The 18,747-nt window shown below is 66.4% G+C and carries 20 protein-coding genes and 1 pseudogene; 10 read left to right on the top strand and 11 right to left on the bottom strand.

Features of this window, described 5'->3' with window-relative positions; translation table 11 throughout:
* Positions 1-67 precede the first annotated feature (67 nt).
* Positions 68-934 carry an alpha/beta hydrolase gene (locus FFY45_RS04740; RefSeq protein WP_006451763.1) on the bottom strand — a complete coding sequence of 289 codons (867 nt, stop codon included), beginning with the start codon at positions 932-934 and terminating at the stop codon, positions 68-70.
* A 130-nt stretch (positions 935-1,064) separates the two neighbouring features.
* On the opposite strand from FFY45_RS04740, the gene FFY45_RS04735 reads away from it, so the two are divergent.
* A complete protein-coding gene (locus FFY45_RS04735) occupies positions 1,065-1,664 on the top strand; it encodes a TetR/AcrR family transcriptional regulator (protein ID WP_023902788.1) in 600 nt (199 codons plus the stop codon).
* A gap of 126 nt (positions 1,665-1,790) precedes the next feature.
* On the opposite strand, the gene FFY45_RS04730 is transcribed toward FFY45_RS04735, so the two are convergent.
* From FFY45_RS04730 to FFY45_RS04715, 4 genes are all read right to left on the bottom strand, one after another.
* A complete protein-coding gene (locus tag FFY45_RS04730) occupies positions 1,791-2,282 on the bottom strand; it encodes a DUF3106 domain-containing protein (RefSeq protein WP_176339548.1) in 492 nt (163 codons plus the stop codon).
* 5 nt (positions 2,283-2,287) lie between these two features.
* A complete protein-coding gene (locus FFY45_RS04725; protein ID WP_006451760.1) occupies positions 2,288-2,632 on the bottom strand; it encodes a hypothetical protein in 345 nt (114 codons plus the stop codon).
* Positions 2,629-3,192, bottom strand: a complete 564-nt coding sequence (locus FFY45_RS04720; protein ID WP_074058743.1) for an RNA polymerase sigma factor — start codon at positions 3,190-3,192, stop codon at positions 2,629-2,631. Before FFY45_RS04720 ends, FFY45_RS04725 begins: the two co-directional genes overlap by 4 nt.
* Before the next feature lie 245 nt (positions 3,193-3,437).
* Entirely contained in the window at positions 3,438-3,857 is a 420-nt protein-coding gene (locus FFY45_RS04715) for a hypothetical protein (protein ID WP_176339547.1), read from the bottom strand.
* Positions 3,858-4,052: 195 nt separating this feature from the next.
* Between FFY45_RS04715 and sufT the strand changes: the two genes are divergently transcribed.
* The 5 genes from sufT (at position 4,053) to FFY45_RS04690 (ending at position 11,522) form a co-directional block, all read left to right on the top strand.
* Positions 4,053-4,607 carry a putative Fe-S cluster assembly protein SufT gene (gene sufT / locus FFY45_RS04710; RefSeq protein WP_006451756.1) on the top strand — a complete coding sequence of 185 codons (555 nt, stop codon included), beginning with the start codon at positions 4,053-4,055 and terminating at the stop codon, positions 4,605-4,607.
* 64 nt (positions 4,608-4,671) lie between these two features.
* Positions 4,672-5,757, top strand: a complete 1,086-nt coding sequence (locus FFY45_RS04705) for a branched-chain amino acid aminotransferase (RefSeq protein ID WP_074056751.1) — start codon at positions 4,672-4,674, stop codon at positions 5,755-5,757.
* Between the two features lie 308 nt (positions 5,758-6,065).
* Positions 6,066-7,811 (top strand): S8 family peptidase, encoded by a 1,746-nt coding sequence (locus tag FFY45_RS04700; protein WP_176339546.1) that lies wholly within the window; start codon positions 6,066-6,068, stop codon positions 7,809-7,811.
* Between the two features lie 263 nt (positions 7,812-8,074).
* Positions 8,075-9,484, top strand: a complete 1,410-nt coding sequence (locus FFY45_RS04695; RefSeq protein WP_176339545.1) for a S8 family peptidase — start codon at positions 8,075-8,077, stop codon at positions 9,482-9,484.
* Positions 9,485-9,824: 340 nt separating this feature from the next.
* Entirely contained in the window at positions 9,825-11,522 is a 1,698-nt protein-coding gene (locus tag FFY45_RS04690) for a S8 family peptidase (protein ID WP_176339544.1), read from the top strand.
* A 200-nt stretch (positions 11,523-11,722) separates the two neighbouring features.
* On the opposite strand, the pseudogene ybaK reads toward FFY45_RS04690, so the two are convergent.
* The 4 genes and pseudogenes from ybaK to wrbA all read right to left on the bottom strand — a co-directional run bounded on the left by ybaK (position 11,723) and on the right by wrbA (position 13,778).
* A pseudogene (gene ybaK, locus FFY45_RS04685) lies at positions 11,723-12,195 on the bottom strand (Cys-tRNA(Pro) deacylase).
* A 4-nt stretch (positions 12,196-12,199) separates the two neighbouring features.
* Positions 12,200-12,685: an asparaginase domain-containing protein gene (locus FFY45_RS04680; protein WP_006451623.1), complete on the bottom strand. Its 486-nt coding sequence runs from the start codon at positions 12,683-12,685 to the stop codon at positions 12,200-12,202.
* Positions 12,686-12,840: 155 nt separating this feature from the next.
* The gene (locus tag FFY45_RS04675) at positions 12,841-13,185 is read right to left on the bottom strand and encodes a DUF2069 domain-containing protein (protein WP_176339542.1); all 345 of its coding nucleotides are present in this window, start codon (positions 13,183-13,185) and stop codon (positions 12,841-12,843) included.
* Positions 13,182-13,778 (bottom strand): NAD(P)H:quinone oxidoreductase, encoded by a 597-nt coding sequence (wrbA, locus tag FFY45_RS04670; protein WP_176339541.1) that lies wholly within the window; start codon positions 13,776-13,778, stop codon positions 13,182-13,184. The genes FFY45_RS04675 and wrbA overlap by 4 nt, the downstream gene beginning before the upstream one ends.
* Before the next feature lie 111 nt (positions 13,779-13,889).
* On the opposite strand from wrbA, the gene FFY45_RS04665 reads away from it, so the two are divergent.
* The 4 genes from FFY45_RS04665 (at position 13,890) to FFY45_RS04650 (ending at position 17,359) form a co-directional block, all read left to right on the top strand.
* Entirely contained in the window at positions 13,890-15,167 is a 1,278-nt protein-coding gene (locus FFY45_RS04665; protein WP_115039888.1) for a YihY family inner membrane protein, read from the top strand.
* The gene (locus FFY45_RS04660; protein ID WP_176339540.1) at positions 15,164-15,775 is read left to right on the top strand and encodes a TlpA family protein disulfide reductase; all 612 of its coding nucleotides are present in this window, start codon (positions 15,164-15,166) and stop codon (positions 15,773-15,775) included. Before FFY45_RS04665 ends, FFY45_RS04660 begins: the two co-directional genes overlap by 4 nt.
* Positions 15,775-16,041 carry an acylphosphatase gene (locus FFY45_RS04655; RefSeq protein WP_176339539.1) on the top strand — a complete coding sequence of 89 codons (267 nt, stop codon included), beginning with the start codon at positions 15,775-15,777 and terminating at the stop codon, positions 16,039-16,041. The genes FFY45_RS04660 and FFY45_RS04655 overlap by 1 nt, the downstream gene beginning before the upstream one ends.
* A gap of 85 nt (positions 16,042-16,126) precedes the next feature.
* Positions 16,127-17,359, top strand: a complete 1,233-nt coding sequence (locus FFY45_RS04650; RefSeq protein WP_176339538.1) for a hypothetical protein — start codon at positions 16,127-16,129, stop codon at positions 17,357-17,359.
* On the opposite strand, the gene ppk2 is transcribed toward FFY45_RS04650, so the two are convergent.
* Together ppk2 and moaB are read right to left on the bottom strand one after the other, a co-directional pair.
* Positions 17,341-18,123: a polyphosphate kinase 2 gene (gene ppk2 / locus FFY45_RS04645; protein ID WP_176339537.1), complete on the bottom strand. Its 783-nt coding sequence runs from the start codon at positions 18,121-18,123 to the stop codon at positions 17,341-17,343. The two genes, FFY45_RS04650 and ppk2, sit on opposite strands and share 19 nt — an antisense overlap.
* Before the next feature lie 30 nt (positions 18,124-18,153).
* Complete coding sequence (gene moaB / locus FFY45_RS04640; RefSeq protein WP_176339536.1) at positions 18,154-18,672, bottom strand: molybdenum cofactor biosynthesis protein B; 519 nt, start codon at positions 18,670-18,672, stop codon at positions 18,154-18,156.
* Positions 18,673-18,747: the final 75 nt, after the last annotated feature.

Raw genomic sequence — 18,747 nt, 5'->3', positions numbered from 1 at the left:
CGCCAGGTGGTTCAGTCAATTCAAACAGGCCCGGCACGCTCGCGATGTGCGTGCCTTGCGGTCTGGATCAGGGCGATGCCGGGCCGATGAACTGCAACGCCTGATCGATCACCGAGGCGTGGTCGACCATGCGGTTGTGGCCCAGTCCTTCGGTACTGACCAGTTGCGCGCCCGGCCAGAGCGCCGCGAAACGTGCGCCTTCTTCCCAGGGGGTTTCGCGGTCGCGGCGGTCGTGAATGATCAGCGCCGGGCGGTCACCGAAGTGCGGCAGGCGCGGCGTTGCGTCGAAATCGGCGAAGCGCTTCCCGGTCAGCTGATGCAACCAGTTTTCAAACGGTGCGAACGTGCCGGGTGCGATGCCGAATGCGCGGAACTGGCGCTGCGCACTCTGCGCCGGTGCCAGCAGCGGGGCGATCAGGACATAGCGTGCCGGCCGCCACGCGGGGTCATCGGCAAAGACCGCCGCTGCCGCGCCCAGGGAATGGCCGATCAAGACGGCTGGGCGACCGTGGCGGCCGCCGATGTCGCGCAAAATCCGCACGAAATGCGGCATGTTGCTGATCCTGCCGCCGCTCAAGCCATGTGCGGCCTGATCGAACGCCACCACCGCATAGCCGAGCGCCCGCAGCTGCGGCACCCATGCCGCAAAGCGCAGCCCGTAACTGGCCCAGCCATGCGACAGCAGCACATACGGCTGCTGCGCCGGGTCGCCCCACCGGTAAACGGCAATGTCGACGCCATCGATGCGCAGATTCTGGCGATGCGCATCGGGCAACTGAGCGGCGAGTCCGGCGGCCTGCCGGCGGCCGGCCGCTGCCGGGGTCACGAAGCGGCGAGCCAGAAACCGACCGGTCGGGCCGGGGGCCAGCCGACTGGCGCTGGCCAGCACGCCGCGCAGCAGGCGCGCACGCAATTTGGCGATGGACGAGGACATGGCGAGATCCTTGGAGTGGGCGACGTCGTATGGATCTTGTCGTCGACAAGATATACATGAGTCTGCCCAGTCCATCTTGTCAGCGTCAAGATGATCTGCTCCACTGAGGTCTCTGCAAACGAAGTTGCCCATGTCGCAATCATCCGTGCCTGCTGCGTATCACCATGGCGATCTGCCGGCTGCGTTGCGGCGCGCAGGGTGGGAACTGTTGGGCGAGGCCGGTGCGCGCGGGTTGACCTTGCGCGAGTGCGCGCGCCGCGCCGGTGTCTCGCATGCCGCGCCAGCGCATCATTTCGGCTCGCTCGACGGGCTGCTGTCGGAACTGGCCGCCGATGGCTACGAGCGCATGCTCGATCAGATTCTCGCGACCCAGCAGGAACTGGCCGATCCCCTATTGGGATGCGGGCTGGGCTATATCCGCTTTGCCAGCGCGTTTCCGCAGCACTTCCGGCTGATGCTGGGGCTGGATCTGCGCTCGCGCAGCTTGCCCAGACTGTTGCATGCCAGTGAAGCGGCGATGGCCTGCCTGCGCGAGACGCTGCGGATGCAGTGGATCGCGCGGCACGGCAGCGCCCCGAGTGCAGAGGTGCTGGAGCAACGCACGCTGCTGGCCTGGAGCACGGTGCATGGGTATGCCTCGCTGGCGATCGACCGCAAGCACGCCGGGCTGCTCGCATTTGCGCCCGAACAGGTGTTGGCCCCGCTGCTGCAAGCGGTGCTGATGCCCTGATTGCGCACGATGGGCGCTGTCATGCCCGGATCGCATCGTCGATCCGCTTTGCTGCCTGATACGTGAATCAGTTCGCACCACAGCACGCGGGATGGCCTGCGATATCGCTCAATCGTCAGCTGTTACTCAATCGTCTACCGGCGGATGCTCGCGCAGCCAGGCGCTGCGTTCGGCCGGACTCATCTTCTGCCAGCGTTGCTGCAGCGCGTTGCGTTCTTGCTGGTTAAGCGTGCGCATGCGTTCGAACAAGGCCTTGGCTTCGCGGCGCTGCTCGGGACTCATGTTGCGGAAACGGTCCATGCCGGCCTTGGCCTGCTTGCGCTGTTCGGGGGTCATGTCCAGCCAGCGGCGTGCGTGGCGATACATGCGCGGGCGCTCTTCAGGCACCTCGTTCCAGCGTTCGCGCAGCGCATCGATCAGCACCTGGCGCTGCTGCTGGGTCAGTTTTTCCCACTCGGGCATCGGCGTCTCCGCCTCGCGCGGTCCCGGACCACGCGGGCCGGGGCCATCGGAGGGTGGCGGCCCCGGCGGGCCAGGCGGAGGTGCCTGGGCCAACAGCGACGCGCAGGGCCCGGCGCACAGCAGCAGGGTCAATAGCAGGCGGGTGGTGTGGGTCATCGTGCTTATTCCATGGCCAAGGCGGTGTCGGACCCGAGCCAGACGTACAGGTCCGGGTTCTGGGTCAGCATGTCGTCGGTATCGGTGGTGGTGCTGGCGATCGCCTGGGTCCCGGCGGTGCCTGAGGGTGCCGATTCGCCCGGCCGCAGTTGCAGGCCGATGCCGATCGCCAGCAACCCCGAACACGCGGTCGCCAATAACCAGTAACCGCGACGGTTGCGCGAGGGCGCAGTTGCGTGACGTGCCTGGCGCAGGCGTGCAAGCGTCTGCGGCGGCAGGCTGGTGAGCGCGGCGGTGTGCAGTTGACGCAGCTGCGCGTCGAACCGGGCCGGATCGTGAGAGCGGTTCACAGGAAATCCTCGAACTGTTTTTGCAACGCGTCGCGCGCACGCGACAGGTGGGTTTTGACCGAGCCTTCGGAGCAGCCCATCGCCTTGGCGGTGGTGGCCACGTCCAGCTCTTCCAGCACGCGCAGCGTGAACGCTTCGCGCTGGCGCGCCGGCAGGCTGCGCAGGGCCTCGACCAGGCGCTGGTAGGCCTGCTGGTGTTGCTGTTGGTCGACCGGACCGGTGCCGGGGTCGGCCCAGTCGATGGTGCCTTCGTCGTCGGAACGTTCGGCCGGCGCCCAGAATTTCAGGCGGAAGGTACGCCGCCGCTGCAGGTCGATGATGCGGCTACGCAGGATGCTCCAGAACAGCGGCGTCCATTCGGCGGCCGGGCGCTCGCGGTAACCAAGCAGCTTCACCATGGCGTCCTGCACCGCATCCAGCGCGTCTTCGCGGTGACGCAGGCCGGCCTCGGCAAAACGGAACGCACGCGGACCGATGCCGGCCAGAAAGGCATCCAGCGACACGGGCGCAGTGACGGCCGGTGGAGAGAGCTGCGGATCGAAAGGGGTTCCCACCAGCACAGCGTAGCTTCCGCGGAGACGATACAACGTCAACGGACGGGGGTGGATTCGGTTGACACGCCTGCGCGCTGTCGCCGCGCGGATGGGCGGCCGTGCGCACGCCGTGCTCCAGACGATGCGCAGAGGCGATCAGCCGTGTGCTGTCTTTCACCGGCCGTGGCGGCACGGGCGGAGATCGGCCACCTCGCCGCCGCTGGCGAGCGCTGCCGTCGATCCGGCAGTCAAGACCAGCTGATCTCAGCTGCTCAGCGCGCTGCCCACCAGCCCAGCACCAGCGCCGCGAGATAACAGGCCAGGTCGAAACCGCTATTGGCCAGCTGCAACAAGGTCCAGGCCAGGCCGGCGCCCATCTTCTGCGCCGAGGTCCACGGGTCCAGTCCCAGCGAGCCGCCAAGCTGTGCGGACGCAATGCCCCAGTTGGCACCGACGATCACCAGGACCGTGGCCACCAAGGTAATGCCGATGCGCACACTGCCGGCGCGCAACGTGCCCAGGCGCAGCATCCAGGCCACTTCCAGCGCGACCAGCAGCGCCATCCAGCCGGCTTGATGACCAAGCGCAAGAGCGACGAGCATCCAGGCGATGAGGGCGGTGACGCATCCCAGCAGCAGGAGCGGGGGCCAGAGCCAGTGGGCGGTTCTGGCGGACGCGGTGGTGGGCGGCATTGGAGCTCCTGACAGTGCGCATATGATAGAGCGCGTGGCGCGTTTTGCGCTGCACTGCCGGTGTGAGCCACGGTGGCTGCAGATGACTGTGTTTCAGATGGAATGCAGCGTCGGCGGCACGACCGGCAGCGTCATCGCCGTGGTCGGCTAGAATGGCCGACTTGCGCGCATCCGCCGCGGCCCCATATCCAGCCCATGTATTCCCGTAGCAGCGAACCCGTCCAGTTCGAACGCGATTGCGATGCCGTCATGGTGCCGCAGGGCGATTCGGTGACTCTGCCCGCAGGCAGTTACGGCTATATCACTCAGGCGCTGGGCGGCAGCTATACCGTCTTTGTCGAAGGCAATCTGTTTCGCATTGCCGGCAAGGATGGCGATGCGATCGGCAAGGAGGCCCCGCCGGGGCTGGAATTGCCCGCCAATGCCAGCGATGAAGAGGTGGAAGCGCTGGTGTGGCAGCAGCTGCGCACCTGCTTCGACCCGGAAATCCCGTTCAATATCGTCGATCTGGGCCTGGTCTACGAGGCGGTGATCAGCCATCGCGAAGAAGACGATCAGCGCCGGGTGGACGTCAAGATGACCCTCACCGCGCCCGGTTGCGGCATGGGCGAGATCCTGGTCGACGACGTGCGCAGCAAGGTCGAGATGATTCCGACCATCGCCGAGGCCGATGTCGAGCTGGTCTTCGACCCACCGTGGGGGCGGCATATGATGTCCGAAGCGGCCCGTCTCGAGACCGGCATGCTCTGATCGTCAGGCGCCATGTCGAAGATGTGGCGCCGCGTCCTTTCGCCCGCCATACAGGAAACTTCCGGTGTCCGTGTCCTTCGCTTCCACCCGTTCCCCGTCGCCGCGCAGTGCCGACGAGCTGTCTGTGATCCTGGCCGCGCCCGGCTTCGGGCTGCACTTCACCGACCACATGGTCGCCATTTCCTGGACCAACGAGCTCGGTTGGCATGACGCGCAGGTGCGCGCGTATGGCCCGCTGCAGCTGGATCCGGCCGCCTCGGTGCTGCATTACGGCCAGGAGATCTTCGAAGGCATCAAGGCCTACCGGCATGCCGACGGCTCGATCTGGACCTTCCGCCCGCAGTCCAATGGCGAACGCCTGCAGCGCTCGGCGCGCCGGCTGGCGCTGCCGGAACTGCCGGTCGACCTGTTTGTGGAATCGCTACGCCAGCTGGTGGCTGTGGATGCCAGCTGGGTCCCCTCGGCGCCGGAAACCAGCCTGTATTTCCGCCCGTTCATGATCGCCGACGAGGCCTTCCTGGGCGTGCGTGCGGCGCACAAGGCCTCGTACTACGTCATCGCAAGTCCCGCCGGTCCGTATTTCGCCAAGGGCGTGGCGCCGGTGTCGATCTGGTTGTCCACCGAATACGCGCGTGCGGCCAAGGGCGGCACCGGTGCGGCCAAGTGCGGCGGCAACTACGCCGCCTCGCTGCTGCCGCAGCAGAAAGCCTATGCGCAGGGCTGCTCGCAGGTGCTGTTCCTGGATCCGGTGGAAGGCAAATACATCGAAGAACTGGGCGGCATGAACGTGTTCCTGGTCTACAAGGACGGCACGTTGGTGACGCCGGAATTGTCCGGCAGCATCCTGGAAGGCATCACCCGCGACAGCATCCTGCAGCTGGCCCGCGACCGCGGCATGCAGGTGATCGAGCGCAAGGTCGCCATCGACGAATGGAAGCAGGGCGTAGCGTCGGGCGAGATCACCGAGGTGTTTGCCTGCGGCACTGCGGCGGTGGTCACCCCGATCGGCGAGCTGAAGGGCGATGGCTTTGCGGTGGGCGATCTGTCCGCGCCGGCCGGCGAGGTGACCATGTCGCTGCGCCAGGAACTCACCGATATCCAGTACGGGCGTGTCCCTGACCGCCATGGGTGGTTGGTGCGTTTGTCGTAAGCCGACACATTTCGTCAAAAAGGGCCCCCGCATGTCAGTGCGGGGGCCTTTTTTTGTTTGCGAGACAACAAAAGGGAGGATTTCGACAGGAATCGGGTCGAATTCAGCATGAATTACCTGTGATTAATGTCACAGAAACGTAATTTGATTTCTAAAATTACCAACTGCGTATTGTCCAGTCCGGTTTAGTTGGTATAGGTTCGCTGAACGGATCGATAACAGGGGCGATCCGGGACTCCGGATCTTCGCCCAAGGCGGCGTTTCCGGAAACACCGCTTCGGCGGTTCTCTTGACTGGAAGGGAATTCAATGCTCAACGAGACGTTTCGTCTGCGTCACCATGCGCTCCGCATCCTGGGTGTGTCGGCACTCACCTCGCTGCTGCTGGCAACGCCGGCCTTTGCAGGCGAGGTTTACTTAGACGGCCTGGCCACCGCACAGACGCATCAGAAATTCATCGTGACTTACAAGGACGGCAGCACCGCGCTGGCCAGCCCCACCGCCTTGAGCACTTCGCTGCGAGACGCTGCACGCGCGGTTCCGGCCAAGGCCGGCAAGGCACTGGGCTTGAACTCGGTGCGCCGGCTGGCGCTGGGACCGGAGCTGGTCCAATCCACCCGCGCGCTGGACCGTCAGGAAGCAGAAACCCTGATGCGCCAGCTGGCCGCCGACCCCAACGTGCAGAGCGTGGAAGTCGATCAGATCCTGCATGCCACGCTCACCCCGAACGACACCCGCCTGTCCGAGCAGTGGGGCTTCGGCACCACCAACGCCGGCCTCAACATCCGCCCGGCCTGGGACAAGGCCACCGGCACCGGCGTGGTGGTGGCGGTGATCGATACCGGCATCACCACCCATGCCGACCTCAACGCCAACATCCTGCCCGGCTACGACTTCGTCAGCGACGCGACCGCTGCGCGTGACGGCAATGGCCGCGACAGCAACCCGGCCGACGAAGGCGACTGGTATGCCGCCAACGAATGCGGCACCGGCATTCCGGCCTCCAATTCCAGCTGGCACGGGACCCATGTGGCCGGCACGGTGGCTGCGGTTACCAACAACAGCACCGGCGTGGCGGGCACTGCCTTCAATGCCAAGGTGGTACCGGTGCGCGTACTGGCCAAGTGCGGCGGCTCGTTGTCGGATATCTCCGACGGCATCGTCTGGGCCTCGGGCGGCACGGTCAGTGGCATTCCGGCCAACGCCAATCCGGCCGAAGTCATCAACATGTCGCTCGGCGGCGGCGGCGCCTGTTCGTCCACCCTGCAGAACGCGATCAACGGCGCGGTCTCGCGCGGCACCACCGTGGTGGTGGCGGCCGGCAACGATTCGGCCAACGTCTCCGGCTCGTTGCCGGCCAACTGCGCCAATGTGATCGCGGTGGCCGCCACGACCTCGGCCGGTGCCAAGGCCAGCTTCTCCAACTTCGGTGCCGGCATCGATGTATCGGGGCCGGGTCAGGCGATCCTGTCCACGCTCAACAGCGGTACCACCACCCCGGGCAGTGCCAGCTACGCCTCTTATAACGGCACCTCGATGGCGGCGCCGCATGTGGCCGGCGTGGTCGCGCTGGTGCAGTCGGTTGCGCCGACCGCGTTGACGCCGGCAGCGGTGGAGACCTTGCTGAAGAACACCGCACGTGCGCTGCCGGGTGCCTGTTCGGGCGGTTGCGGTGCCGGCATCGTCAATGCCGATGCCGCAGTGACGGCAGCCATCAGTGGCAGCAACGGTGGTGGCGGTGGTGGAACCGGCAACACGCTGACCAACGGCACCCCGGTCACCGGCCTGGGCGCTTCCACCGGCGCGGAGCTCAACTACACCATCGCGGTTCCGGCCGGCAGCGGCACGCTGACCGTGGCGATCAGCGGCGGCAGCGGCGATGCGGACCTGTACGTGCGTGCCGGCAGTGCACCGACCGACAGCACCTATACCTGCCGCCCGTACCGCAGCGGCAATGCCGAGACCTGCACCATCAGCGCGCCCTCGGGCACCTACTACGTGCGCGTCAAGGCTTACAGCACGTTCTCCGGTGTGACCCTGAGAGCCAGTTACTGAGGCCCGCGTCGGCACTGCCTGGCCGTTGTCAGGCAGTGCCGGCCCGCCGCCCGTAGCCGCGGTACCCCATCAGCGATGTATCGCCCACGTCTGCCATATCGGCAGGCGCAGGGAATGTGTTGCCGCTCGGCCGGAATGGACATCGGCCAATCGTCTCAGCGGGCGTACGCGCCCGTGCAATTCCCGGCCCGATCCGCAGTGCGCGGTGAGGGTCTGGCCATCTCGCCGCAACTGCGGCACCTCTCATAATTAAGGAACGATCGATGTCCAATGTGTCGCAACGTCGTGCGCCTGCGCGCGCGCTGGTGGTCCTGGGTGTTTCTGCGCTGACCTCGCTGCTGGCCGTGCCGGCGTTCGCCGGTCAGGTGAATCTGTCCGGGCTGGATTCGCAGCCCACGCTGGACCGTTTCATCGTCAAATACCGGGATGGCAGCAGTGCGTCGGTGAGCCCGACCTCGATGCGCGCATCTCTCAATTCCGTTGCCAGTGCGGTGCCGGCACGCGCCGGCCGTACGCTGGGCCTGAACCATGTGCGTCGTACTGCGCTGGGGTCGGAAGTGCTCAAGACCACCCGTGGCCTGGATCGCGCCGAAGCCGAGACGCTGATGCGCCGGATCGCTGCCGACCCGGGCGTGGAGTACGTGGAAGTCGACCAGATCATGTATCCGACGCTGACCCCGAACGACACGCGTCTATCCGAACAGTGGGGCTTCGGCACCACCGCATCGAGCATCAACGTGCGTCCGGCCTGGGATACCGCCACCGGTACCGGCGTGGTGGTCGCAGTGATCGACACCGGCATCACCAGCCATCCGGACCTCAACGCCAACGTGCTGCCGGGTTACGACTTCATCAGCGACGCGGCTCGGGCGCGCGACAACAACGGCCGTGACAACAATGCCGCCGACCAGGGCGACTGGCGCGCTGCCAATCAGTGCGGGACCGGCGTGGCGGCAGCCAATTCCAGCTGGCACGGCACCCACGTGGCCGGCACCATCGCTGCAGTAACCAACAACAGCACCGGCGTGGCCGGCACCGCGTTCAACGCGCGCATCGTGCCGATCCGTGCGCTGGGCCTGTGTGGCGGCACCACCTCCGACATCGCCGATGCGATCGTCTGGGCTTCCGGCGGCACGGTCTCGGGTGTTCCGGCCAATGCCAATCCGGCTGAAGTGATCAACATGTCGCTGGGCGGCAACGGCACGTGTTCCAGCACCTACCAGAACGCCATCAACGGTGCGGTCTCGCGTGGCACCACCGTGGTGGTGGCGGCCGGCAACAGCAACGCCAACGTGGCCAACTTCACCCCGGCCAGCTGCGCCAACGTGATCTCGGTGGCGTCCATCACTTCGGCCGGCGCACGTTCCAGCTTCTCCAACTTCGGCACCACCATCGACATCTCCGGCCCGGGCTCGGCGATCCTGTCCACGCTCAACACCGGCACCACTACGCCCGGCAGCGCAAGCTACGCCTCCTACAACGGCACTTCGATGGCGGCCCCGCATGTGGCTGGCGTGGTGGCGCTGGTACAGTCGGCAGCGACCCGTCCGTTGACCCCGGCGGCGGTGGAGACCTTGCTGAAGAACACCGCGCGTCCGCTGCCGGGCGCCTGCTCGGGCGGCTGCGGTGCGGGCATCGTCAACGCGGCTGCCGCGGTCAGCCAGACCCCGTAAGGCTGCGCTGACGACGCCGATGCCGGTGCTGTTGCCGGCATCACGTCGGGTCTGCCCCGACTGCACTGTGGGTGTTTTGAAACCTGCACTGCCCCGCTTCGGCGGGGCAGTGTGCGTTCGGTCATCGGCGATTGCCCCGCTGCGAGGCAGCGCCGACGGCAATGGCTGAACGAAGCGCTCGCCAGTGCAGGTTGGCCGCTTCAGTGCCGCGTGCGGCACGCCGATAGCCACCCCACGTGAGGCACGGCGGTATGCATGCCAACGCATGGGGCAGGGCGCATTGCAGTGGCGTTAGCGCGTTGCCATCCGGGTTGCCAGATCTTTGGGGAGGGATGGATTCATGTCGTATCACTCAGTTGGCGCGCTGCGCCGCGCGGCGTTCGTCTGCGCATTGTCATGCACGTTTCATGCCGCCGCTGGCGAGGTCAATCTGCAAGGGTTGAGCTCCAGCAGCACGCATCAGCGCTTCATCGTCAGCTACAAGGACCGCGTCGGCAGCAGCCGGGCGACCGGCCTGTCGGCGCCCTGGCGCGACATCGCGCGCGCCGTGCCGGAAGCGCGCGGACGTGCGCTAGGTCTGTCGGCCACGCGCCGGCTCAGTACCGGCCCGATGCTGCTGGTGGCCGACCGCAAGCTGGATCGCGTGGATTCGGAAAGCCTAATGCGGCGCCTTGCCGCCGACCCGGCCGTTAAACGCGTGGAAGTAGACATCCTGATGCGGCCGTTGCTGGTGCCCAACGACCCGGGCGTACCGCAGCAGTGGGCGATGGGTGCGACCGCCGCCAGCCTCAACGTGCGCCCGGCCTGGGACCGTTCCACCGGCAAGGGCATCGTGGTGGCGGTGATCGACACGGGCATCACCAACCATCCGGACCTCGCGGCCAACGTGTTGCCCGGTTACGACTTCATTATCGACCCTGCAATCGCGCGCGACGGCAATGCGCGCGATGCGACTGCCGCCGACCAGGGCGACTGGGCGGCGGCCAACGAATGCGGGCCCGGCGCATCGGCCTCCAATTCCAGCTGGCATGGCACGCATGTGGCGGGCATCGTGGCGGCGGTGGGCAACAACGCGGTGGGCGTTGTCGGCACTGCCTTCAATGCCAAGATCCTGCCGCTGCGCGTGCTGGGACGATGCGGCGGCTACATGTCCGATATCGCCGATGCGATCGTGTGGGCGTCGGGCGGCAAGGTGAACGGCGTGCCGAACAATCCGAACCCGGCCACGGTGATCAATCTGTCGCTGGGCGGCTCCGGCACGTGCTCGACGACGTTGAGCAATGCCATCACCGCTTCGGTGACGCGCGGCAGCGCGGTGGTGGTGGCCGCCGGCAACAGCAATATGGATGTCTCCACCAGCGTACCGGCCAATTGCCCGAACGTGATCGCGGTGGCGGCCACCACCTCGTCCGGCGCCAAGGCCAGCTTCTCCAACTTCGGCAAGGGCGTGGATATCGCCGCGCCCGGGCAATCGATCGTGTCCACGCTCAATACCGGCACCACGGTACCGGGCAACGCGGCGTACGCGGTATACAGCGGCACCTCAATGGCGGCGCCGCATGTGGCAGGCGTGGTGGCGTTGATGCAGTCGGTAGCACTGAATCCGCTTACCCCGGCAACGGTGGAGGCCCTGCTCAAGAGCAGCGCACGGCCACTGCCGGTCGCCTGCCCCCAGGGCTGCGGGGCAGGGCTGGTGAATGCCGATGGCGCGGTGACGGCGGTGATCGATTCGACCACCTTGACCAGGAATGTGGCACGCACCGGGCTAAGCGCGGCGCTCTCCGATTCGCTGTATTACCAGGTCAACGTGCCGGCCGGCACGCGCTCGCTCAAAGTGACGCTTGCCGGTGGCAGCGGCAATGCCGACCTCTCCGTGCGGGCGGGCGCGCTGCCCACCGATGCGGCCTACAGCTGCCGCAGCATGCTGCCGGGCAATGGCGACAGCTGCACGCTGGCCGCGCCCGCGGCGGGCATCTATTACGTGCGCTTGAGGGCGACGCTGGGCTTTTCTGCGGTCAGCGTCACTGCGGCGTATTGAGCGATCCCGGCGCGGTGGTGTTGCCGCGCCGGGCAGATGCTGAAACCTCCGGATCGCGAGCACTGGTCAGCGCACGCGCACGTGCGCTGCAACGTCGGTCAAAGGTCGCAGTGGTCGACTGCGATGCACACGGTAGGCCCTGGGTTCTCAGTGTCGGCCGCGCGCACCGACCGGTGCGCGCGGCATTGTGGTGTATGCGCTCACTCGCACAGCAGGCAGGCGCGCCCAGTCAGTGCGTGCAACAGCTGGTCGCCCGGCAATTCCAGCAGCAACCGCGTTGCCCGGCGTTGATCCACAGCGACGGTGCATCCAGCGCGGTGGCTTCGATCAGCACCGGCGTCTGACGTTGCTGCCCGAGCGGGCTGATGCCGCCGACCTTGTAACCGGTGCGACGTTCGGCATCGGCCACCTCCATCATGCGCGCCGACTTGCCGCCGTATGCGCTGGCCAATTTCTTCAACGACACCCGGCGATCGCACGGGATCACCACGCACACGGCCTGGTCGTCGACCCAGGCCATCAGCGTTTTCAGCACCGTATGCGGCGCCAGCCCCAGCGCGTTGGCCGCTTGCAATCCCTTCGCGTCGGCATCGGCCTGGTACGCGTAGGGATGCAGCACATAGGCCACGCCGGCCGCGTCCAATGCTGCGGTCGCGCGGGTCGCCTTGCTCATCGCTTCAGAGCGACTCAAAGCGGTTGGCGGCGACGTTCTTGCGCACTTTTTCCGGATTCCAGATCCGCCCGTTCATGGCGATATACACGCCGGCCGGCAGCGACTGCACCGCGCCGACTGCGCAGCCGATATTGAATTCGGCATCCGAGCCGCGGAAGCGCGCCGGGTTGAGCGCGCCGGTCATCACGATGGTCTTGTCGGCGATCGATTGCAGCACCTTGCCGGTTTCCACCATCGAATCGGTGCCGTGGGTGATCAGCACATGGCGCGTCGGCTGGGCGGCGATGGTGGCGCGCACCAGCTCGCGGTCGGCAGCGTTGATGTGCAGCGAATCCTTGCGGATGATCGGGATCACCGAGAAGCGGAAGGTCACGCCCAGTTCCTTGAGGATCTGGCCGATCTGCGGGTCGCCAATCTGGTAGTCCGATTTGTCGTCGAAGTAGATCTTGTCGATCGTGCCACCGGTGGTGACGATCAGGAGGTCTTCCATTGCTGGGAATCCTTAAAGCGGGTGATGCAGTGTGAGATGCAAACGAGACGTCCCATGCTGCGATGAAGCAGCCGGGCGACGCAGCATCGGCGCGGTATAAAACGCGCGAGGGCCGTCATGATACGACCCCGGCGCGTGCGCTGCAGGACGTTGGGCTAGCGCGCCGCGCGCCGCTTGCCGAACCGTGCCGCCACGCCGGGGCCGCTGACCAGCGCCACCACCAGCAGGGCCAGCAGCAATTCCAGCCACGCCAGCCCACGCGCTTGCGGCTGGCTCCAGGCGGCCATCACGCCATGACTGAACCAGCCCAGCGCGAACACCCCGGCCCAGAACCGCGCGCGCGCACTGCGCAGCGCCAGCGCGGCCATCAGCGCCGGCGGCAGCGCGAACACCAGCAGCGCCGCGGTGCGATGGCGGTCGTCGTGAAACCAGACCACGAACAACACCGCCAGCGCCAGCAGCGCGGCGGTCAGCAGCCAATGCAGGGTGCGCAGGCTCATGCGCTGGCCAGCCGCCGCGCGATGTCGGCCACCCGGCGACCGAGCGCACGCGCCAGCAGGGCTTCGTCGTCGCTGGGCTGCGGGTCGCCGCCGGCGCCGGAGACATGGCTGGCGCCATAAGGCGTGCCGCCGCTGGTGGTGTGGCTCAGCGCAGCTTCGGTAAACGGGATGCCGACGATCAGACAGCCGTGATGCAACAACGGCAACTGCATCGACAACAGCGTGGACTCCTGGCCGCCGTGCATCGAGGCGGTGGAGGTGAACACGCCTGCCGGTTTGCCAGCCAGGGTGCCACTGGCCCATTCGGCGCCCAGGCTGTCGAGAAAATGCTTCATTGGCGCGGCCATGTTGCCGAAGCGGGTCGGGCTGCCCAGCAGCAGCCCGCTGCAGTCGGCCAGATCGGCCTTGTCCACATATGGCGCACCCTCGTCCGGCACCGGCGGGGCGCTGGTCTGGGTCACCGCCGCCACCGGCGGCACCGTGCGCAGCCGCGCGCTCATGCCGGGCACTTCGCCGATGCCGCGCGCAATCTGCCGCGCCAGCCGCGCCACCGAACCGCCACGGCTGTAATACAGCACCAGAATCTCCGCCATCGCGCATCTACCGCTTGTGTGAGTTGCCGCAGTATCGGCGATGGCGTGGTCGGGCTGCACGCCGCAGATGCGACAAGGCCGCGATGACGGCGCATCGGGTACCCTTGCGCGATGTCGCGTGTGAACAAACTCCACCAATGGAAAGAACGTCTGCGCGACCGCGCGCGGACGGTCAGTTTCGGCCGCTTCCTGTGGCGCCGCTTTCTCGATGACCGCCTGTTCCAGGCCGCCGCCTCGCTCGCCTACACCACGGTGTTTGCGCTGGTGCCGCTGGCGATCGTGGTATTCGGGGTGCTGTCGGCGTTTCCGGCCTTCAACGAGTGGAAGGACGCGCTGACCGACTTCATCTTCAACAACTTTGTGCCCGGTGCGGCGCGCTCGGTGCAGAACTATCTCAACCGTTCGCTGGAAGATCTGGGCAAGTTCACCGTGGCCGGTATGGTCGCGCTGGTGGCCTCGTTGCTGATCACCCTGCACAGCATCGAGCAGACCTTCAACAGCATCTGGCGCGTGGCTGCCGCGCGGCCCAAGGTGACGCGTTTTTTGATTTATTGGACGGTGCTGACCCTGGGCACGATGCTGGCGGCCGCCTCGATGGCGATGGCCGCCTACGTGTTCGCGCTGCCGCTGTTCCGCACCACCGAAGGTCAATGGCTGGCCGAATTCGCCTGGCGGCTGGCGCCGATGGCGGTGGAGTTCGTCTGTATCGTGCTGATCTACCGTGTGGTGCCGCAGCATGCGGTGCGCCTGCGGCATGCGCTGCCGGGCGCGCTGCTGGCGGTGATCCTGATGGAGATCGTCAAGTGGGGCTTCGGGTTTTATCTGGGCAATTTCCAGACCTATCAGCGCATCTACGGCGCGTTGTCGGCGCTGCCGATCCTGCTGTTGTGGATCTATCTGAGCTGGGTGTCGGTGTTGCTGGGCGCGTCGTTGGCCTCGTCGATGGCGGCGTTCCGCTATCAACCCGAAGCCATGCGCCTGCCGCCGGGCTTTGAAATCTATGGCTTGTTGCGTTTGCTCGGCCGTTTTCGGCAGGCGCGCATCCACGGCAACGGGCTCGACGAAGACCGCATCCTGGCGCTGGAACCCATGCTCACCGACACGCTGATGCAGGAGCTGCTGTGCGAGCTCAAACGCATCCGCCTGCTGCGTCGCGACGAACGCGGGCATTGGTTGCTGGCGCGCGATCTGGACGTGGTGCCGCTGGCCGAACTCTACGAAAGCTGCCAGCTGCGCGTGCCGATCGAAGACCGCCCGTTGCCGTGTCGCGACGATGCCTACGGCCAGGCCGCCGCTGCTGCGCTGGAACAATTGCGTCAACCGCTGCGCAGCGTGCTGGCGCAACCGGTCGGCGACCTCTACACCCATCTTCCCGGAGATCTTCCATGACCTTGCGCCTTGTGCGCGGCGCCTGTGCGCTGCTGTTGCCGCTGTTGTTGATGACCGCCTGCAAGCCCACCGGCGAGGGCGCCCCCGCCGCCGACACCAGCACTGCGCCTGCAGCGCCCCCCCAGGCGCCGGACAAACCTGCCGCAGCCGCAGACCCGGCGACTGCGCCGGATACCTCGGTGGTGCAGCAGACCGCCGAGATGCCGAAGTTGTCGCTGCCCACCGTGACCGGCGAGGCCTACGACCTGGCCGCGCATCGCGGCAAGTGGGTGGTGGTCAATTTCTGGGCCACCTGGTGCGCACCGTGCCTGAAGGAGATGCCGGAGCTCTCGGCGCTGCACACCATGCGCGACAGCATCGAAGTGGTGGGCCTGGCCTACGAAGACATCACCAGCGCCGACATGCAGGCGTTTCTGAAAGATCACCCGGTGTCGTATCCGGTGGCCATTCTCGACCCCTACCAGCCGCCACAGGACTTCGCCACGCCGCGCGGCTTGCCGATGACCTATCTGATCGGCCCGGATGGCAAGGTGGCCAAGCAGTTCCTCGGCCCGGTCACCGCGCGAGATATCGAAACCGCCGTGGGCATCACCGGCAAGGCCGGCTGATGCGGGCGGCGCGCTTCGTCGTCACCGGCGTGGTGCAGGGCGTGTGGTTCCGCGCCTCCACCCGCGAACGAGCGCTTGCACTGGGCGTGCGCGGACATGCGCGCAATCAGGCGGACGGCAGCGTCGAAGTGATCGCCGCCGGTACCGATGCCGCGTTGAACGCGCTGGAAACCTGGCTCTGGCAGGGCCCGCCAGCGGCCAAGGTCGCGACCGTTATACGCACGTCTTGCGCGATGCCGCCGACTGAAGACTTTGTAACTGGCTGAGCATTCGCCGTTGGAGCAGGGCAACAGACTTGCATGGCCTCGCCGATAACCTTCTCAACGCGATCACAGCGTGCAGGGGGAATGTATGGCCGCTCCATCTCAAGACCGCAATGACAGGCACGCGTTGCCTGCACACCGCAGCAACCGTCAACTGACGCAGCTCGCGCCGTGGTTGTATCTCGGCGTGCTGCTGGGCAGCGGCTGGTTGTTGTTCCTGCAACCGCAGACCCGCGTGCTGCAACCTGAGCAAGCGGCTACGAGCTGGTTGCTGGCCTGGATCTTCGGCGGCATCGTGATTGGCGCGGTGCTGTGGAGCCTGCGGCTGGCGCGCGACGGCCTGGGCCAGGCGTCTTCGGCCAGCTATCCCATGTCTGCGCGCCTGCCCGATTCGTGGACAGACGCCTACGCTGCCTTGCTGCGCCCGGCCAACGCTGCGCCGCTCTCCGCGCCCAAGCCCGACCCGGCCGATACCCAGCGTGGCGCGGCCTGGCACCGTTTCGGCGGCGGCATGCTCAGCGTGGAAAACTTCGATCCCAACGACGCCACCCGCGCGCCGTGGGACACCCTGGACGCGCAGACCTGCATCGCCCGTCTGGACGATGTGCGCCCGGCCTGGCAGAACGCCAGCGCCAACCGCGCGCTGCAGCAGGAGCGTCGCTACTGGCTGGATGTGGTGCTGTCTCTGCTCGATCACGGCGTCACCCGTCCGCTGCAGGACGGCTATCTGCCCGATACCGCCACGCTGCGTACCGAGCGCTTCCTGCTCGGCGCCGATGCCGGCCCGATCGTGCTGGCCGATGTGCCGGCGTTGTTCGCACGCCGATTGGCGCTGGCCATCGAGACCATGCCGACGCCGCAGCGCGAGGCTGCTGGCGTGCAGTGGCGTTTGCTACAGCAATTGCACGGTCTGGTCGCTGAAAGCCGCATGCTGGACGAGCGTTCGCAGGTCATCCAGGTGCTGGCGTGGAATCCGGACGTGGACCTGGACCAGGTCGAAGTGGCCTACATCCTGGCCAACGAATACCGCCAGGGCATGCGCGACTGGTTGCGTCGCGCCGCACTGGTGCGTCTGCCGGACAGCGCGCTACGCCTGGACGAAGTCTTGCTGTCCTCGTGCAGCCCGCTCGGGGCACAGGCCGATGATGTGGATTACATCGAAGCGATGCGTCCGCTGCACCGCGGTTTCATGCAGCTGTTCAGTCAGCGCCTGAGCCAGTTGGTGCTGCAGGCCGAGCAGGCCGAGCGTCAGGCCGGCCTGTATCCGTTGCCGCGGACCACCGCTGCCAGCGACGAACTCTCTCAGGACTGGCCGGCGTAATCGTCGATCGGTTCCAGCACGCCATAACGTTCCTTGTGCGGTTTGCCGTCCAACGGCGGCAGCTGCACTTTTTCTTCAGGCACCGCAGTGTCCGGCAGCCGATCCAGCAGGTCGCGGATCAGGCTCAATCGGCCCAGCTTCTGGTCGTTGAACTCCACCAGCGTCCACGGTGCGTCCGGCGTATGCGTCACTTCGAGCATGCGCTCGCGCGCAGCGGTGTAGTCGTCGTACTTGCTACGTGACTGCAGATCCACCGGCGACAGCTTCCAGCCCTTGAGCGGATCTTCCTGGCGTTCGGCAAAGCGCTGTTCCTGCTCGGCCTGATCCACGCACAGCCAATACTTGAACAGCAAAATGCCGTCGTCGACCAGCAGTTGTTCGAAGCGCGGCGCCTGCTCAAGAAACGCCTCGTATTGGGCGTCGGTGCAGTAGCCCATCACCCGTTCCACGCCGGCGCGGTTGTACCAGCTGCGATCCATCAGCACCAACTCGCCGGCCGCCGGCAAATGCGCCACATAGCGCTGGAAATACCACTGCGTGCTTTCGCGATCGTTGGGTGTCGGCAGCGCCACCACCCGGCATTGGCGCGGATTGAGGTGGCTGGCGATGGTCTGGATTACACCGCCCTTGCCGGCCGTGTCGCGGCCTTCCACCAGCACCAGTGCGCGCTGGTTGGTATGCCGCAGCCAGCGCGCCATGTTGACCAGTTCAAGCTGCAGCGGTGCCAGCAGTTTTTTGTAGGCCTTGCGTTTCAGGTGCGACATGCGCGTTCCGACAGCGATGGAGCGCGCAGGCTATTCGCCCAGACGTGGACGCAGTGTCGCCAGATTGCAGGGCTTGGTGCGCGCATCCAGTTGTGCACGCACGATCTTTTCCCACGCCGTGCGGCAGGCCGAGGTGGAGCCGGGCAGGCAGAACACGAAACTGTGATTGGCCAGGCCTGCGAATGCGCGCGACTGCAATGACGAGGTGCCGATTTCCTCGACGCTGATGGCGCGAAACAATTCGCCAAACCCGGGCATGGCCTTATCCAGCAACGGCGTGATCGCCTCCGGCGTGCTGTCACGGCCGGTGAAGCCGGTGCCACCGGTGATCAGGATGCCGTCGACCTGCGCATCGGCAATCCAGTTCGAGACGATCGCGCGCATGCGGTAACGGTCGTCCGGGCATAACGCGCGTTCGTGCAGCAGGTGACCGTCGTGAGTGAGGGCCTCGACCAGATAATCGCCGGAGCGGTCATCGGCCAGGCTGCGGCTGTCGGACACCGTCAGCACGCACAGGTGCAAGGGAATGAAGTCGAGATTGGAAGGCATGCCGCCAGCCTAGCGAGCCTGGACGGCCGGGTACAGCAGTACGGCGTGAAGCCGCACAAAGTCAGTCGCAGAGGA

It is taken from the genome of Xanthomonas hortorum (genome assembly GCF_011305375.1).
GTDB classification, from domain to species: Bacteria; Pseudomonadota; Gammaproteobacteria; order Xanthomonadales; family Xanthomonadaceae; genus Xanthomonas; species Xanthomonas hortorum_E.
Note: the sequence above shows the minus strand (reverse complement) of the source record. Positions and strands in the feature narration are given on the sequence as shown.

Coding starts and splice junctions, on each gene's coding strand:
- FFY45_RS04740 (WP_006451763.1), bottom strand. CDS start 934: ATGTCCTCGTCCATCGCCAAATTGCGTGCGCGCCTGCTGCGCGGCGTG.
- FFY45_RS04735 (WP_023902788.1), top strand. CDS start 1,065: ATGTCGCAATCATCCGTGCCTGCTGCGTATCACCATGGCGATCTGCCG.
- FFY45_RS04730 (WP_176339548.1), bottom strand. CDS start 2,282: ATGACCCACACCACCCGCCTGCTATTGACCCTGCTGCTGTGCGCCGGG.
- FFY45_RS04715 (WP_176339547.1), bottom strand. CDS start 3,857: ATGCCGCCCACCACCGCGTCCGCCAGAACCGCCCACTGGCTCTGGCCC.
- sufT (WP_006451756.1), top strand. CDS start 4,053: ATGTATTCCCGTAGCAGCGAACCCGTCCAGTTCGAACGCGATTGCGAT.
- FFY45_RS04700 (WP_176339546.1), top strand. CDS start 6,066: ATGCTCAACGAGACGTTTCGTCTGCGTCACCATGCGCTCCGCATCCTG.
- FFY45_RS04695 (WP_176339545.1), top strand. CDS start 8,075: ATGTCCAATGTGTCGCAACGTCGTGCGCCTGCGCGCGCGCTGGTGGTC.
- FFY45_RS04690 (WP_176339544.1), top strand. CDS start 9,825: ATGTCGTATCACTCAGTTGGCGCGCTGCGCCGCGCGGCGTTCGTCTGC.
- FFY45_RS04680 (WP_006451623.1), bottom strand. CDS start 12,685: ATGGAAGACCTCCTGATCGTCACCACCGGTGGCACGATCGACAAGATC.
- FFY45_RS04675 (WP_176339542.1), bottom strand. CDS start 13,185: ATGAGCCTGCGCACCCTGCATTGGCTGCTGACCGCCGCGCTGCTGGCG.
- wrbA (WP_176339541.1), bottom strand. CDS start 13,778: ATGGCGGAGATTCTGGTGCTGTATTACAGCCGTGGCGGTTCGGTGGCG.
- FFY45_RS04665 (WP_115039888.1), top strand. CDS start 13,890: ATGTCGCGTGTGAACAAACTCCACCAATGGAAAGAACGTCTGCGCGAC.
- FFY45_RS04660 (WP_176339540.1), top strand. CDS start 15,164: ATGACCTTGCGCCTTGTGCGCGGCGCCTGTGCGCTGCTGTTGCCGCTG.
- FFY45_RS04655 (WP_176339539.1), top strand. CDS start 15,775: ATGCGGGCGGCGCGCTTCGTCGTCACCGGCGTGGTGCAGGGCGTGTGG.
- FFY45_RS04650 (WP_176339538.1), top strand. CDS start 16,127: ATGGCCGCTCCATCTCAAGACCGCAATGACAGGCACGCGTTGCCTGCA.
- ppk2 (WP_176339537.1), bottom strand. CDS start 18,123: ATGTCGCACCTGAAACGCAAGGCCTACAAAAAACTGCTGGCACCGCTG.
- moaB (WP_176339536.1), bottom strand. CDS start 18,672: ATGCCTTCCAATCTCGACTTCATTCCCTTGCACCTGTGCGTGCTGACG.